Below are 14,753 nucleotides of genomic sequence, written 5' to 3' on the forward strand. Positions count from 1 at the left end.
CTGATGACCCGTCTGGAAATTGGCCTCTGGTCATTCCCCGTACTGCTGTTGCTGATCTTTCTCCGGATCCCCATCGGGGTTGCCATGTTCGCCGTTGGCGTTGGCGGCAGCTATCTGATGAACGGCACGACGCTGATGACGTTTGCCCAGCTCAAGCATCTGACTTACGGCACATTCTCCAGCTATTCGCTGTCGATCATTCCGCTATTCCTGCTCATGGGCCAGTTTGCCACCATTGGCGGCCTGTCCTCCAGCCTGTTCAAGGCGTCTGAAGCCTGGCTCGGCCACAAGCGTGGCGGCGTCGCCATGTCGGCCATTGCGGCCTGCGCGGGCTTTGGGGCGATCTGCGGCTCATCTCTGGCAACTGCCGCCACCATGGGCCAGGTCGCCCTGCCGGAACTGCGCAAATACGGCTATTCCGGTGGCCTTGCCACAGCAACGCTGGCAGCTGGCGGCACCCTTGGCATCCTGATCCCGCCGTCGGTCATTCTGGTGATCTATGCCATCCTGACCGAGCAGAACATCGCCAAGCTGTTTACGGCCGCGTTCATTCCCGGCCTCCTGGCTGCAGCTTCCTACATGCTTGCGATCTATGTCTATACCCGCATCACCGGCGACGGGGGACAGGCAAGAGAGCGTGTGCCCTATGGCGAGCGGTTCAAGGTTTTGCTGAGCGTCTGGCCAGTGATCGCGATCTTCACCGCCGTCATCGGGGGTATATACACCGGCATCTTCACACCGACCGAAGCCGCTGCCATTGGAGCCGCAGGCACGGCACTGGTCGCCATCGCCAACCGGACACTGACCGGCTCCGCCCTGGTCAAGGCGATCCTGTCGACGGCCAATTCCACCGGCATGATCTTCATCATCGTGCTCGGCGCGGGCCTCTACAATTCCTTCCTGGCAGCAACCCAGTTGCCGCAGGAACTGTCGACCTTCGTCACCACTCAGGGCTACAGCCCCTGGCTGGTCCTGACAATCGTTCTGCTGCTCTATCTCGTCTTCGGCTGCGTGATGGACAGTCTCTCCATGGTTCTGCTGACGGTGCCGATTTTCTTCCCCGTGATGAGTGGTCTGGACTTCGGCATGGGCGTCGAGGATTTCGGCCTCTGGTTCGGCATCCTGGTCCTGATTGTCGTCGAGGTCGGCCTGATCACGCCTCCCGTGGGGATGAACCTCTTCATCATCAATGCCCTGGCACCGCAGGTGACCATTGGCGAGACCTTCAAGGGGGTCGTCCCCTTCGTTGCGGCAGACATGTTGCGGGTGATCATTCTGACGCTCTTCCCGGGCATTACTCTGGGAGCCGTCTGGCTGCTCTATTGATCCTGCGCCCGGCGAGGGGATGCCTCCTCGCCGGGACACCTTCCCCTGAAAGCGGGACCACCCTCCCAAACACAACTTCAGCGGAATGGAAATATTCGGAAATCAACCTGCAGAGGCCTTCACCTCCTCTTTTCAAGATTCCGATTGATTACTTCTCAATTCCAAGAATAGATAGATCTGCCGCATGTCCGGGCAGTTTTGTTCCGGAGCGGGGGAGATCTAATTCTAAAATGAATTCCTATTTCAAGGCTGCAGGAGCAATGCTGCTCGCGGCGGCGGCAAGCTGTGCAACAGCCCAGGCTGCCGGCACTGGCTACGAAGGCTATTTCCAGATCTACAATAACACCGACAACAATACGGTCGTCGGCTTCTACACAAATGACGGTGAAGGCTGGAGCACCAACTGGCTGTCCCGCCGCCTCGCCCCGGGTGAGGATGCCCAGGCAGAATTCCACGAGGGCAACCAGAACTGCGAGCAGACCCTGCGCATCGGCTGGCTCGGAACCGATGGCGGCGAAGTTCTCGATGATCCGATCGACATCGACATCTGCGAAGCCAGCAACGTCTATCTGGACGACAACGAAATCTATTTCGACTGATCAGTTGCCCCGGCTGCAGCCACAATGAAGCTCAGCCGGGGTTCATCTTCAGGCGTTGCCGATAAACACGCCTGCGGCAAACACCAAGGCCCCGCCGAGAACCACCTGGAAGGCAGCCCGAAGGAAGGGCGTGTCCATGTATTTGTTCTGGATCCAGGCAATCGCCCACAGTTCCACGAAGACGACGGCCGCCGCGACACTGGTCGCTGTCCAGAACTCCGGAATGAGATAGGGCAGCGCATGCCCCAGACCGCCAATGGCTGTCATGATGCCGGAGGCCAGACCACGCTTCAGCGGTGAACCACGGCCTGACAGCACCCCGTCATCGTGAGCGGCCTCCGTGAAGCCCATGGAGATGCCGGCACCAACAGACGCGGACAAGCCGACCAGAAACGTCTGCCAGGTGTCCTGCGTCGCGAAGGCGGCGGCAAAAATCGGCGCGAGCGTCGACACCGACCCATCCATGAGACCGGCCAGACCCGGCTGAACATAGGTCAGGATGAACTGGCGGCGCTCCTCATGGCGCTCATCGTCCTGAACGGCCTCAGGCGTGTGCTCGATGCCCAGCCGGCGGGCAAGGGTCTCGTGCCCCTTTTCCGCCTCGGCCAGATCCCCGAGAAGCTTGCGGGTGGAGGCATCACTCGTGCGCTTGGCAGCTTCCAGATAGAAGCGATAGGCTTGCGCCTCCATCTGCTCTGCCATGGGCCGGACCTTGTCCAGTCCCAGCGGACGGACCAGCCAGTCGGGCTTGCGCTCGTAGTAGCCACGAATATGAGACCGCCAGATCAGCGGGATCTGTTCGCCAAACCGCTGCTGATGCATCTCGATCAAGCGGCGGCGGTGCTCGTGCTCCTCCTCTGCCATGTCGTCAAAGACCTTGGCAGACTGGGGATACTGCTCCCGCAAACCATCCGCATAGGCTTTGTAGATCCGTCCGTCCTCTTCTTCCGAAGAGATCGCCAAAGCCAGGATCTCCTGCTCCGAAAGAGAGGAAAAATCGCGGCGGCCAAAACTGAAGAAGCGGCTGAGCATGGGAACATCCAAACGTATCTGATGAATCTAGCTAGGACGGATTGGTCATGACTGGCAATCCGGAAAAGCCACCACGGACAATGAAGCGCACCTGAAACCATCCTCAAGAAATGGCGACCGGCAACAGGAACAGCGCTTACCTTGCATCCAACTTTTTCCTGTCGCACGCCGTGAGTCTCTGCATTATTCTCCCCGCCATGAGCATCAGCATTTTCTACGAGGACTGCCTGCCCGGGCTGAGTTTCGATCTCGGATCCACACATGTGGAGAAGGAACGGGTTCTCAGCTTTGCCGCAGCCTTCGATCCTCAACCCTTTCATCTCGACGCAGAAGCCGGCAAGGCCTCGATTCTGGGCGGACTATCCGCGTCTGGCTGGCACACGGCGTCGATGGTCATGCGGCTTCTGGTCGACCAGCTTCTGATCCGGTCCAGCTGTCAGGGCAGCCCCGGCGTGAAATCGATGAAATGGCTTGCACCGGTCTACCCCGGCGACACGCTTCATGCCGCCGCAACGGTTCTGGACAAGCGCACCCTGCTGACCAAGCCTGATCTGGGCATCGTCACATTCGAGCTGACGGCAGCCAAGGCAGACGGCACCAAGGTGATGCATCAGGTGATCCCGATCCTGTTCAAGAAAAAGGCGGCAATGGAGGCACAGGACGGTCAATGATCGGCTATTTCGAAGACACGGAAATCGGCTTTGAACTTCCCCTGGGCTCCCATCTCTTCACGGCCGAAGAGATCATTGCCTTTGCAGAAGAATTCGACCCGCAGCCCTTCCACCTCAGCGAGGAAGGCGCGCAGGCCATGCATTTCGGCCGCCTCTGCGCATCTGGCTGGCACACCGCCTCTGCTTATATGGGCGCACTGATGCGGACCGTTCATGCCCATGAGGCCAAGGCTGAGAGCGAAGGCTTGCCTGTCGCCAAGCGCGGCCCCTCTCCCGGCTTTGAGGACCTGCGCTGGATCCGGCCTGTCTTTGCCGGAGACACGATCAGCTACAAGAGCATCATCACCGGCAAGACCGAGAGCCGCAGCCGCCCGCAATGGGGCATTGTTCATGCGGAAAACCACGGCACCAACCAGAATGGCGAAGCCGTGTTCTTCTTCAAGAGCAGTGTGTTTCTGGAGCGGCGCCCTGCGGAGTGAGACCTCCGCGAGCCTGGTCAGCAACGCCTTGGTTTGCCTGCAGCCTCAAAGGCTGCGGGCAAACAGCACCTCGTCATGGATCGGAATGCCGTAATCGCCGCGGGTCGGGATTTCCGGCTTCTTGCTGCGCTCCCTGTCGATGACGCCCTGGGCAATGCGCTCCAGGCGGAAGCCACGCCGCTGATAGAAGCGGAAAGCATCCAGATTGTCGTTGGATGTGCGCACGGTCATGCGGTTGATGCCCGCGCCCCGCGCTTCCTCCACCAGGGCGTCGAGCAGCAGCGTCCCGGTCCCTTTCCAGCGGCTCAAGGAATCGAGTGTCAGGATTTCCCACTCCTCTGCGCGCTTGATGACCGTGACCAGGCCCGCAACATCTGCCCCCGAATAAGCAATGTACCCGGGCAAGGCCGAGGCATCGATCATCTCGCCATCCAGCAGCATCTCCGGTCCGGCCCACCGATCGGTCAAGAGCTTGCGGACTGTGATGCGATCCTCATCGGATGTCGGACGGATCTCTACACTCATGAAGCCTCCACTTTCCCCTTGATGCGTGAAGCAGCCTGCAGCCTTCGCGGCCGCCTGCTCCTCTTCAGCAATCACAGAAACGCACAAAAGGCGCACCGATCACAACACTGGACTGGCAAAGATCCACCGGTTCCAGCATCGGACAAGCCGCCGCAAGCATAGTCAGCCAGAGGGCGCTTACAAAAGAAGAAATTCTCCTGCGGAGGTTTCCTGTCCGCGCTTAAGCTTCTGTTAACGGCGCAGGAGACGCTCGGAAAGCTTCGTGCGCGCTTGCCAGCCCGCCCGCTCCAGCTCCGGATCCTCATGCTCTTCTTCCGGATAGCCAAGGCAGAGGTATCCGATAAATGCCCAGTCCTGCGGAACATCCAGCAGGCCGGCAATGGCCTTGGGATCGAGGATCGACACCCAGCCGAGCCCGACACCGCGCGCCCTTGCCGCAAGCCACAGGGTCTGGATCATGCCCACCACCGAATAGGCCAGGGTTTCCGGCATGGTCGAGCGGCCAAGGCCATGGCCCTGCTCCGGGTCATTGTCGCAGAAGACGGCCAGATGCACCGGTGCCTCTCTCAGACCTGCCAGCTTCAAGGACGCATAGGTGTCTGCCCGGTCTCCCCGGTACTGGGCAAGCGCGGCGGCATTCTCGCCCTCGAATTGCCGGACGATTTCACCGCGCCTTGCCGCATCCTCGACGAGTACGAGACGCCAGGGCTGGCTGTTGCCGACAGAGGGGGCGAGATCAGCAATCTCGAGCAGATCGCTCAGCACGCCATCCGGAAGCGGATCGGAACGGAAGCGGCGCACGTCGCGCCGCCACCTGACGAGGGTCTCGAAGTCCTCACAAAAGGCATCCCGGAAGACCGGCGCATCCCCGGCGCGCGGCCCGCTCATGATCAATGCCCCGGGAAGGAGACGAGTGTGCGAACCGGCACGCCGAGAGCTTCCAGCTTGGACCGTCCGCCGAGGTCCGGCAGATCAACGATAAAGCAGGCTGCCACGATGTCGGCACCCATGGACTGCAAGAGCTTGCAGGCAGCTTCCGCCGTGCCACCGGTGGCGATCAGGTCGTCGACGACAATGACCTTGTCGCCCGGTGTGATGGCGTCCTTGTGCATCTCCATTTCGTCGATGCCGTACTCCAGAGAATAGGCGATGCGGACGGTTTCATGCGGCAGCTTGCCCTTCTTGCGGATCGGCACGAAACCCGCAGAAAGCTGATGGGCGACTGCGCCACCAAGGATGAACCCGCGTGCCTCGATGCCGGCGATCTGATCCACCTTGGATCCCGCCCAGGGCTGAACCAGAGCATCAACCGCACGGCGGAACGCACGGGCATTGCCAAGCAGCGTGGTGATGTCGCGGAAGATGATGCCTTCCTTCGGATAGTCCGGAATGGTCCGGATGGCCGCCATCAGTTCTTCCTGGACTGTTGTCTCAGTCATTTTCTTCTCTTTCAATCCGTCAAAATCGGGCTCCGGCGGTGAGTGCCAGAACGTTGTCATGCGTTCAGAACGCGCCCTGCTACCGCGTCCAGTTTCGCCAACAGTTCCGGATCGCGTTTGTCCGGGGCCGTCATGATGGCGTATTCCAGTGCGGTGTCCGACCCATGGGGGCAGGCTTCATGCTCACGCGGCAGATCCCGCGCCAGGCGGCCAACCAGCCGCTGGGCATTGCCTGCGTTCTCGTGCAGCACCTTGATGATCGTCTGAATGTCTACCGCGCCATGGTCTGGATGCCAGCTGTCATAGTCCGTGATCATGGCAACGCTCGCGTAGCAGATCTCCGCCTCACGGGCGAGTTTTGCTTCTGGCATGTTGGTCATACCGATCACGTCGCATCCCCAGGCCCGGTACATATGGCTTTCCGCCAGGGACGAGAACTGCGGGCCCTCCATGGCCAGATAGGTGCCGCCCCGGCGATAGGTCAGGTCTTCTGCGCGGGCGGCCTTCTCGATGCTGTCGACCAGCTTGGGGCTGACCGGAAAGGCCATGGAGACATGGGCAACACAGCCCTTGCCGAAGAAGCTCTTTTCCCGGGCAATCGTGCGATCGATGAACTGGTCAACCAGAACGAAGGTTCCTGGCGCCAGCTCTTCCTTGAGTGAGCCGCAGGCCGAGACGGACACGAGATCGGTAACGCCACAACGCTTCAGCACATCGATGTTGGCGCGGTAGTTGATATCGGAAGGTGCATAGACATGGCCGCGCCCATGACGGGGCAGAAACACGACCTTGAGGCCGTCGATCGTGCCGATGCGAACCTGATCGGAGGGGGCGCCCCAGGGGCTTGAAACCGTGACCCATTGCGCGTCTTCCAGACCCGGCAGGTCATAGATGCCGGAACCGCCGACAATTCCCAAAACCGATCTTGTCATATCTGCTCCCCATTGATGCCAATGGAGTTAGCCCCGCTTCGCGAGGCCCTGTCAATTCCGGCAGGCGAGAAATGACCAGCCGGAACCCCAAGAAAAAAGGCCGCGGGATCTACCCACGGCCTTCTCGTTATTTTCGGCTGATTGCCCGAGCGATCAATGCTCGACGTTCCGCCACAGCTTCTGCTTGGTGAAGTACAGCATGCCAGCGAAGACGATCAGGAAGATGATGACCCGGAAGCCGATCTTCTTGCGTTCTTCGAGGTGCGGCTCAGCTGCCCACATCATGAAGGCTGCAACGTCGCGAGCGTACTGATCAACCGTCATCGGCGTGCCATCGGTGTATTCGACAGCTTCGTCGGTGATCGGCTGAGCCATGCCGATTGCATTGCCAGCAAGGAAAGCAGGGTTGTAGTGCTTGCCTTCCGGAATGGTCACGCCTTCCGGCACTTCTTCTTCATAGCTGGTCAGCAGGGCATGGATGTAGTCCGGGCCCTGTTCCTGATACTGGGTGAAAGCATCGAAGACAAACCACGGGAAACCGCGGTGCGCTGCGCGAGCCTTGGCCAGCAGGGAGAAGTCCGGCGGATAGGCACCGCCGTTGGAGGCACGAGCGGCCTGCTCGTTCGGGAACGGCGACGGGAACTTGTCGGCCAGGATGGCCGGACGGTCGAACATGTCGCCGTCATCGTTCGGGCCGTCGGTCACGGTGTAATCAGCCGCGATCGTCTTTGCCTGTTCTTCGGTGTAGCCGAGGCCACCGTCTTCGGCCAGGTTCCGGAAGGAAACCTGCTTCAGGCTGTGACACGCGGAGCAGACTTCACGGTAAACCTTGAAGCCGCGCTGCAGCTGAGCCTGGTCGTAGGTGCCGAAGGGACCGGCGAAGGACCACTGCTCCCGCGGGATGTGCGGGGCTTCGCCAGCAGCCAGGGCCGGTGCTGCAACTGCGATTGCCGCAGCTGCAGTCAGGGCACGAACCATCTTGATCATGGTGCTCATCTCATAAAACTCCTGATCCAGTCCGTGTCACTTGGTTTCCGGTGCAGAAACCGCACCAGCAGGCGAAGCGGAACCACCCTTGAGCACGGCTTCCGAGATCGATGCCGGAAGCGGCTTCGGCTTTTCGAGGAAACCGAGCAGCGGCAGGATGATCAGGAAATGCGCGAAGTAATAGGCGGTGCAGATACGCGACAGAATGACATAGGTGCCTTCAGCCGGCATCGCGCCGAGGTAGCCCAGGGCAACCGCATTAACCGCGAAGATCCAGAAGAACTGCTTGAACAGCGGCCGGTAGGTGCCGGAACGGACCTTGGACGTGTCCAGCCACGGCAGGACGAACAGGACCGCGATGGCGCCGAACATGGCCAGAACGCCGCCCAGCTTGTCCGGGATCGCACGCAGGATCGCGTAGAACGGCAGGAAGTACCATTCCGGAACGATGTGCGCCGGGGTCACCAGCGGGTTCGCTTCGATGTAGTTGTCCGGGTGCCCCATGTAGTTCGGCACGTAGAATGCGAACCAGGCGAACAAGATCATGAACACGACAATCGCGAACAGATCCTTGATCGTGTAGTAGGGGTGGAACGGAACGGTGTCCTGCTTGGTCTTCGGCTGCACGCCCGTCGGGTTGTTGTTGCCCGTGGTGTGGAAGGCCCAGACGTGCAGGATCACAACGCCGGCGATCATGAACGGCAGCAGGTAGTGCAGCGAGAAGAAGCGGTTCAGGGTCGGGTTGTCGACCGCGAAACCACCCCACAGCCAGGTGCGGATTGCTTCACCAACCAGCGGGATTGCCGAGAACAGGTTCGTGATAACCGTTGCGCCCCAGAAGGACATCTGGCCCCACGGCAGAACGTAACCCATGAAAGCGGTGCCCATCATGATCAGGAAGATCACGACGCCGAGAATCCAGGAGATTTCACGGGGTGCCTTGTAGGATCCGTAGTAGAGACCGCGGAAAATATGGATGTATACGGCGATGAAGAACATCGAGGCGCCGTTTGCGTGCAGATAGCGCAGCATCCAGCCGAAGTTCACGTCGCGCATGATGTGTTCAACACTGTTGAACGCTGCGCCGGTGCTCGGGGTGTAGTGCATCACGAGCACGATGCCGGTGATGATCTGGGCAACAAGCATGATTGCCAGAATGCCACCGAAGGTCCACCAGTAGTTCAGGTTCTTCGGGGTCGGAAAGTCGACGAAAGAACCACGCACGAGCGAAATGACCGGCAGGCGGCTCTCAAGCCACTTTGCGGCAGCGCTCTGCGGTACGTAATTAGAATGTCCAGCCATGGCTGTCTCCTCAAATCCCTGCCGTTAGCCGATCTTGACCTTCGTGTCAGACACGAACTCATACGGCGGAATGAGCAAATTCTGCGGAGCCGGTCCCTTGCGGATACGTCCGGCCGTATCGTAGTGCGAGCCGTGGCACGGGCAGAACCAGCCATCGTAGTCGCCCTGCTGACCGAGCGGCACGCAGCCAAGGTGGGTACAGATACCAACCATGACGAGCCAGGCTTCCTTGCCTTCGGCCGAGCGGTTGGCGTCAGTCGCCTCTGCGGTGTCCGGGAGATTGGAGTTGCGGGCCAGCTGATCGGGCAGATCGCCGACCGGAACGCTGTTTGCCTCTTCAACTTCCTTCGCGGTGCGGTTCCGGATGAATACCGGCTTGCCGCGCCACTTAACCGTAACCGACTGTCCCTCTTGAACAGACGTCACGTCGACCTCAATTGAAGCCAGAGCCAATGCGGAGGCATCCGGGTTCATCTGATCGATGAACGGCCATGCCAGCGCGCCTGCGCCCACAGCGCCCATGGCGCCGGTCGCTATATAGAGGAAATCGCGGCGAGTAGGTTCCGCCGTATCCGAATGTGCCAAGGTCGCGTCCTCTCGAAACCTGTTCAACCTGTACCGAAAGCCCGCAATGAGCTCGCCTGCCCTTCAGCAGATGCTTTCAGGATAGGCAGATCATAGCGGGTCTCAACAGTGACCGGATGCGGCAAGATCCCGCACCGGCCCAAGCGGCTTGTCTTTTTGCACCGTTCCAAACTGTTGTCCAGATCGACAAACGGTTCAAAGCGCAAATGTCGCATACAAATGTGCGCCGCGTCCTTTTTTCTGCCCTTTTTTGAGCATGAAGCGCAAGACGCCGCGCACCAAAAGATGCGCGGCGCCGGAACTTTCCGGTTGCTGAAGCGGCCAGATCACGCCGATTGGGCGGTTTCCAGGAACCCGCCGGACTGATGAGCCCACAGCTGGGCATAAAGACCGTTGCGCTGAAGAAGGGTCTCATGTGTGCCTTCTTCTATGATTCGGCCCTTGTCCATGACGATCAGCCGGTCCATGGCCGCAATCGTCGACAGGCGGTGAGCGATGGCGATCACGGTCTTGCCCTCCATCAGATCGAAGAGACTGTCCTGAATGGCCAGTTCCACTTCCGAGTCGAGCGCAGACGTCGCCTCGTCCAGGATCAGGATAGGTGCGTCCTTCAGAAGAACACGGGCAATCGCAATCCGCTGACGCTGGCCACCCGAGAGTTTGACCCCTCGTTCGCCCACATGGGCATCAAGTCCTGTCCGGCCCGCCTGGTCGGAGAGGGTCTGCACGAACTCATAGGCATGAGCCTTGCGCAGAGCCTCTTCCACTTCCGCACGGGTCGCATCCGGCCGCCCATAGGAGACATTCTCCAGGATCGAGCGATGCAAAAGGGACGTATCCTGGGTGACCACGCCTATGTTGGCCCGCAGTTCATCCTGCAGGACGGCAGAGATATCCTGCCCGTCGATCCGCACTGTCCCCTTTTCTACGTCATAGAAACGCAGAAGCAGATTGACGAGTGTGGACTTGCCCGCACCCGAGCGGCCAATGAGACCGATCTTCTCACCCGGACGGATGGTCAGATCCATTTCCTGGATTACGCCGCCCTTCTTGCCATAGTGGAAGTTGACGCCTTCAAAACGGATTTCACCCCGGGGAACGGAAAGAATGCCGGCGGAAGGCTGGTCTTCCACATCCCGCTCGCGCGAGATCGTGGTGATGCCGTCCTGAACCGTACCGACGTTTTCAAAGAGCCCGGCAAGCTCCCACATCACCCAATGAGCCATGCCCTGGAGGCGGAGCACCAGTGCGATGGCAATCGCAATGTCCCCCGTGGTGACCGTATCGGCCTGCCAAAGCGAGATGGACAGTGCGCCAACCCCGAACAGAAGCATCATGTTCATGGTCGTCAGGGCGATGTTGAGCAACGTGATCAAGCGCATCTGCTTGAACACGGTACCCAGGAAGTTCGACATGGACTGGCGCCCGTACTCCTCCTCACGCGAGGCATGGGAGAAGAGCTTCACGGTCGCAATGTTGGTGTAGGCGTCCACCACATGGCCGGTCATGACCGACCTTGCGTCCGCCTGCACCTTGGACACATCCCGAAGCTTCGGAATGAAATAGCGCAGCACCACCACATAGGCGGCGAACCAGATCAGGAACGGTGCCGCCAGGGCAATATTGGCCTTGCTGACGACGAACACCGCCGCAGTGAAGTAGACCGCCACATAGACGAGAATATCCGCGACCTTGGTCACGACCTCGCGCACGCCCAGAGCAGTCTGCATCAGCTTGTTGGCGATCCGGCCAGCAAAGTCATTCTGATAGAAGGAAACGCTCTGCCGGAGCAGATAGCGGTGAACCCGCCAGCGCACCGACATCGGATAGGTGCCGACCAGCCCCTGGTGGAACAGGAGCTGCCAGGCGGCTTCAAGCAGAGGCCGGAGCACGAGAAGGACAAGACTCATCCCCAGAAGGGCAGGCCAATTGTCCTGGAAGAAGGTCTCCCTGCTCTCGGATTCCAGCCAGTTCACCAGATCACCGAGGTAGGTGAAGATCACCACCTCACACAGGGCAACGATTGCCCCGAGACCCGCGATCCCCGCAAGGATCGGCCAGACCGGTTTGGTGTAGTACCAGCAAAAAGCGAGGAACCCCTTTGGCGGCATCTCGAGTGCCGTGTTTTCAAAGGGGTCGATCAGCTTCTCAAAACGCTTAAACATCGAGAACCTCAATCATTCCATGCCGCCCCGCAACACGGCGGCTGCGCCTGCGCGCAGCGCCCCTGTCAGGACGGCTCCATTCAGTATGCTCGCTCGCGCAGATCATTGCGCAAAGAACGAAGCTGACAACAGCGACGGCGACCACAAGTGCGCCGAGATACATGTCGATGACCCGCGCCGAATAGGCCGGCAACGTCATGGATTGCCCTGCAAGAACAATGGTCTCCACACGAGAAACATCGAACAGCAAGGCCGGCATGAAGACTGCTGTAGCCAATCCGATTGTGATCAGAATGACAGTGAGCCCTCTCTTCAACAGCACCATCGCAGTGACCGGCGCCACGCCATCGGCCCGGTCAAGAGAAATAGGAATATCTGGCCGTTCGGGAAGTGCGAACGGGTCCAGGGGATATCGAGCCGACATGGATCGTCTCCAGGAATCGAAAACTCAGAAACGCCATCGAAACGCCCACATGGAAAGCGGCGCAGCCGTCAGTCCCTGCGGAATCACAGGCGTCAGGCTTTACGACTGGCGATGGATCAGTTTGGGAAAGGGAAAAAAGCCGCGCTGATCAGCGTCGAGCAATTCCGTCCACAAAGCACAGGGAGAGCGTGTGATTCATATTTGACATATACACCCTCCTCTTTTCGTGGTGGACCGGACCGCAAGGGCTGCGGTTCGTGGACAGTACACGAGCCATTGCAGGTTTCAACCAGCAATGGTCGATTTGGTTACGTCAAAGTTGCATATGTAGCAAAAATGCAACACAGCATCCTTGCGCGATCACGCAGCCTCGATGTAGCAGCGCAGAGCCTGATCAGGCAGCGCGGATGCTCTGGAGGAATTGCCGGACCTGATCTTGAAGCGAGCTGGAAAGAACCGTCAGTTCCTCGGAAGCATGTTCCATTTCATGGGTCGCCGCCTGGCTGGCATTCATGGCCTCGGCAAGCGTGCCGATATTCCTCTCCACCCGGTCGGAACTGGCATTCGCGACCCGCGCATTCGCACCAATCTTCTGGGTGGCCGCAGTCTGGTCCTCGACCGCCTCACGCACAGCAACGGAGATGGAACTGATCTGATCAATTGTCGAAGCGATTGACCGGATAGCTTCTTCGGCCTGAATGGCCACGTCCTGCACTTCGGTCACCTGAGCGGAAATATCCGCTGTCGCCTTGGTGGTCTGCTCTGCCAGGGTCTTCACCTCATTGGCAACGACCGCGAAGCCCGCACCCGCTGCGCCTGCCCGGGCAGCTTCGATGGTGGCATTCAGCGCCAGAAGATTGGTCTGGCTGGCAATCTGCGTGATCAGATCGACGATCTCGCCGATGGCACGGCTGGAATCGGACAAACGCCCCACAACCGCATCGGTGGCCTGCGCTTCCGCAACCGCCTGACCGGCGATCATCGCTGCCTGATCTACATCCCGTCCAATGCTCTCGATCGAATGAGCCAGGCTTTCGGCGGAGGCAGACACACCATCGACCGACTGTCCGGCTTCCTGGCTAGCATTTTCCACTTCGCCCACGGCCGCAAGAGACGAGGCAACCGCCCCGCGCAGTTCAGATGAGTTTGCGCCAACAGTCCGCGCGGCGCGGGACAGGGATTCGACCACATGAATGACCGTGCGCTCGAAATCGGAAGCGACATCTTCCATCAGCTCGGCGCGTTCTGAATCCATCCGGCGCTGCTGTTCTGCCTTTTCCTCAGCTTCCGCTTCGGCCCGTTCCGCCAGCTTGGTGCGGAATCCGGTCACGGATCGCGCAATCAGGCCGATCTCGTCCCGGCGCTCCGTTCCCTTCACCTCAACATCAAGATCGCCATCGGACAGGCTCTTGAGGCAGGCTTCCAGGCGGCCCAAAGGCCGGATCAAGCCCAGCGCCAAAGTGACCGCCAGAGCCAGGAAGGCGATGCCGACCGGTGCGCAGACCAGAGCGATCTGGATCATCTGATCCAGGATCAGACCATCAATCCGTTCGGAGACGTTCGATCCGATGAAATTCGCGGCCGCCTGCGTGTCACCAAGTTCTGCAACCAGTGCCGTTCGGAAAACATAAAATGCGTAACCAGTGCCACCCAGCATGATGAGAGCGGCCGCTGCGACCATCGTGACAAAGCGGCCCTGGATTGAAAGCGTCATTCTACTTGCCAACTCTTCTACAAGACATGCCGGGCGTCCGGGGATGGGACACTCGCAGACACACTTAAAGTTGAGCCTAGACGTAAAAATTGCGTAACTTCAGTGCCCAAAATCTGGCACACTGGTAGATATACCTACATCTTGACGCCCGTACCTTACCTCAGGACGCAATGATCAACCGGGTCAGATAATAGCCTGCAACCGCGGACACGCCGCTGATGACCATCCCCCATGCAATGTCCAGAACAACCACAGCAACGGGCCAGCCACGCAGGGTCGCATAGTTGGTCATGTCATATGTGGCGTAGGTGAAGAAGCCGAAAAGTACACCGTAAACCAGTGCCGTGGACATCCGGCCAGAACTCACCGCCGGTCCGATAGCAAAAATCACCAGCCCGACCACATACACGGCATAGAAGAGTGCAGCGGCAGCCAGATTGGGTTTCTCCATGAGGAGATGGCCGAGGCGGTCGAAATAGAATTTCGTTGCCACCTTGCTCAACCAGATGAAATCGAGCGCCAGGAACACGGCTGCGGTTGTCAGATAGGCAATCACATATTGCATGACCATGC

At 59.6% G+C, this 14,753-nt stretch carries 16 protein-coding genes; 4 read left to right on the plus strand and 12 right to left on the minus strand.

The window, feature by feature from the left end; genetic code table 11:
• The first annotated feature begins 3 nt into the window (after nt 1-3).
• Both BUA94_RS11470 and BUA94_RS11475 read left to right on the plus strand, forming a co-directional pair.
• On the plus strand, nt 4-1,326 hold the full coding sequence (locus BUA94_RS11470) for a TRAP transporter large permease (protein WP_073013165.1): 1,323 nt from the start codon (nt 4-6) through the stop codon (nt 1,324-1,326).
• Nucleotides 1,327-1,556: 230 nt separating this feature from the next.
• Entirely contained in the window at nt 1,557-1,925 is a 369-nt protein-coding gene (locus BUA94_RS11475) for a hypothetical protein (protein ID WP_073013167.1), read from the plus strand.
• Nucleotides 1,926-1,973: 48 nt separating this feature from the next.
• Here the strand turns inward: BUA94_RS11475 and mbfA are convergent, their stop codons facing one another.
• Nucleotides 1,974-2,957, minus strand: a complete 984-nt coding sequence (gene mbfA / locus BUA94_RS11480) for an iron exporter MbfA (protein WP_073013841.1) — start codon at nt 2,955-2,957, stop codon at nt 1,974-1,976.
• Between the two features lie 197 nt (nt 2,958-3,154).
• Between mbfA and BUA94_RS11485 the strand changes: the two genes are divergently transcribed.
• Both BUA94_RS11485 and BUA94_RS11490 read left to right on the plus strand, forming a co-directional pair.
• Nucleotides 3,155-3,628 (plus strand): MaoC family dehydratase, encoded by a 474-nt coding sequence (locus BUA94_RS11485; protein ID WP_073013842.1) that lies wholly within the window; start codon nt 3,155-3,157, stop codon nt 3,626-3,628.
• Nucleotides 3,625-4,107: a MaoC family dehydratase gene (locus tag BUA94_RS11490; protein WP_073013170.1), complete on the plus strand. Its 483-nt coding sequence runs from the start codon at nt 3,625-3,627 to the stop codon at nt 4,105-4,107. Before BUA94_RS11485 ends, BUA94_RS11490 begins: the two co-directional genes overlap by 4 nt.
• Nucleotides 4,108-4,152: 45 nt before the next feature.
• Here BUA94_RS11490 and BUA94_RS11495 read toward each other — a convergent pair whose 3' ends face one another.
• From BUA94_RS11495 to BUA94_RS11545, 11 genes are all read right to left on the minus strand, one after another.
• The gene (locus tag BUA94_RS11495; RefSeq protein WP_073013843.1) at nt 4,153-4,632 is read right to left on the minus strand and encodes a GNAT family N-acetyltransferase; all 480 of its coding nucleotides are present in this window, start codon (nt 4,630-4,632) and stop codon (nt 4,153-4,155) included.
• Between the two features lie 231 nt (nt 4,633-4,863).
• Complete coding sequence (bluB, locus tag BUA94_RS11500) at nt 4,864-5,520, minus strand: 5,6-dimethylbenzimidazole synthase (protein ID WP_073013172.1); 657 nt, start codon at nt 5,518-5,520, stop codon at nt 4,864-4,866.
• Between the two features lie 2 nt (nt 5,521-5,522).
• On the minus strand, nt 5,523-6,071 hold the full coding sequence (locus tag BUA94_RS11505) for an adenine phosphoribosyltransferase (RefSeq protein WP_073013174.1): 549 nt from the start codon (nt 6,069-6,071) through the stop codon (nt 5,523-5,525).
• A gap of 56 nt (nt 6,072-6,127) precedes the next feature.
• A complete protein-coding gene (locus tag BUA94_RS11510; RefSeq protein WP_073013176.1) occupies nt 6,128-7,003 on the minus strand; it encodes an S-methyl-5'-thioadenosine phosphorylase in 876 nt (291 codons plus the stop codon).
• Between the two features lie 153 nt (nt 7,004-7,156).
• Nucleotides 7,157-7,999 (minus strand): cytochrome c1, encoded by an 843-nt coding sequence (locus BUA94_RS11515; protein WP_073013178.1) that lies wholly within the window; start codon nt 7,997-7,999, stop codon nt 7,157-7,159.
• A 27-nt stretch (nt 8,000-8,026) separates the two neighbouring features.
• On the minus strand, nt 8,027-9,292 hold the full coding sequence (locus tag BUA94_RS11520; protein ID WP_073013180.1) for a cytochrome b: 1,266 nt from the start codon (nt 9,290-9,292) through the stop codon (nt 8,027-8,029).
• 24 nt (nt 9,293-9,316) lie between these two features.
• Entirely contained in the window at nt 9,317-9,877 is a 561-nt protein-coding gene (petA, locus tag BUA94_RS11525; RefSeq protein ID WP_073013182.1) for a ubiquinol-cytochrome c reductase iron-sulfur subunit, read from the minus strand.
• Between the two features lie 326 nt (nt 9,878-10,203).
• Nucleotides 10,204-12,042, minus strand: a complete 1,839-nt coding sequence (locus BUA94_RS11530; protein WP_073013185.1) for an ABC transporter ATP-binding protein — start codon at nt 12,040-12,042, stop codon at nt 10,204-10,206.
• On the minus strand, nt 12,035-12,466 hold the full coding sequence (locus BUA94_RS11535) for a hypothetical protein (protein ID WP_139251096.1): 432 nt from the start codon (nt 12,464-12,466) through the stop codon (nt 12,035-12,037). Before BUA94_RS11535 ends, BUA94_RS11530 begins: the two co-directional genes overlap by 8 nt.
• 394 nt (nt 12,467-12,860) lie before the next feature.
• On the minus strand, nt 12,861-14,180 hold the full coding sequence (locus BUA94_RS11540; protein WP_073013189.1) for a methyl-accepting chemotaxis protein: 1,320 nt from the start codon (nt 14,178-14,180) through the stop codon (nt 12,861-12,863).
• A gap of 160 nt (nt 14,181-14,340) precedes the next feature.
• A complete protein-coding gene (locus tag BUA94_RS11545; protein ID WP_328586296.1) occupies nt 14,341-14,751 on the minus strand; it encodes a DUF2177 family protein in 411 nt (136 codons plus the stop codon).
• Nucleotides 14,752-14,753: the final 2 nt, after the last annotated feature.

It is taken from the genome of Roseibium suaedae, from assembly GCF_900142725.1.
GTDB lineage: Bacteria > Pseudomonadota > Alphaproteobacteria > Rhizobiales > Stappiaceae > Roseibium > Roseibium suaedae.

Bases quoted from the DNA above. Each gene is read 5' to 3' on its own strand.
- BUA94_RS11470 (WP_073013165.1), top strand. From the start codon at position 4: ATGACCCGTCTGGAAATTGGCCTCTGGTCATTCCCCGTACTGCTGTTG.
- BUA94_RS11475 (WP_073013167.1), top strand. From the start codon at position 1,557: ATGAATTCCTATTTCAAGGCTGCAGGAGCAATGCTGCTCGCGGCGGCG.
- mbfA (WP_073013841.1), bottom strand. From the start codon at position 2,957: ATGCTCAGCCGCTTCTTCAGTTTTGGCCGCCGCGATTTTTCCTCTCTT.
- BUA94_RS11485 (WP_073013842.1), top strand. From the start codon at position 3,155: ATGAGCATCAGCATTTTCTACGAGGACTGCCTGCCCGGGCTGAGTTTC.
- BUA94_RS11490 (WP_073013170.1), top strand. From the start codon at position 3,625: ATGATCGGCTATTTCGAAGACACGGAAATCGGCTTTGAACTTCCCCTG.
- BUA94_RS11495 (WP_073013843.1), bottom strand. From the start codon at position 4,632: ATGAGTGTAGAGATCCGTCCGACATCCGATGAGGATCGCATCACAGTC.
- bluB (WP_073013172.1), bottom strand. From the start codon at position 5,520: ATGAGCGGGCCGCGCGCCGGGGATGCGCCGGTCTTCCGGGATGCCTTT.
- BUA94_RS11505 (WP_073013174.1), bottom strand. From the start codon at position 6,071: ATGACTGAGACAACAGTCCAGGAAGAACTGATGGCGGCCATCCGGACC.
- BUA94_RS11510 (WP_073013176.1), bottom strand. From the start codon at position 7,003: ATGACAAGATCGGTTTTGGGAATTGTCGGCGGTTCCGGCATCTATGAC.
- BUA94_RS11515 (WP_073013178.1), bottom strand. From the start codon at position 7,999: ATGAGCACCATGATCAAGATGGTTCGTGCCCTGACTGCAGCTGCGGCA.
- BUA94_RS11520 (WP_073013180.1), bottom strand. From the start codon at position 9,292: ATGGCTGGACATTCTAATTACGTACCGCAGAGCGCTGCCGCAAAGTGG.
- BUA94_RS11530 (WP_073013185.1), bottom strand. From the start codon at position 12,042: ATGTTTAAGCGTTTTGAGAAGCTGATCGACCCCTTTGAAAACACGGCA.
- BUA94_RS11535 (WP_139251096.1), bottom strand. From the start codon at position 12,466: ATGTCGGCTCGATATCCCCTGGACCCGTTCGCACTTCCCGAACGGCCA.
- BUA94_RS11540 (WP_073013189.1), bottom strand. From the start codon at position 14,180: ATGACGCTTTCAATCCAGGGCCGCTTTGTCACGATGGTCGCAGCGGCC.
- BUA94_RS11545 (WP_328586296.1), bottom strand. From the start codon at position 14,751: ATGGTCATGCAATATGTGATTGCCTATCTGACAACCGCAGCCGTGTTC.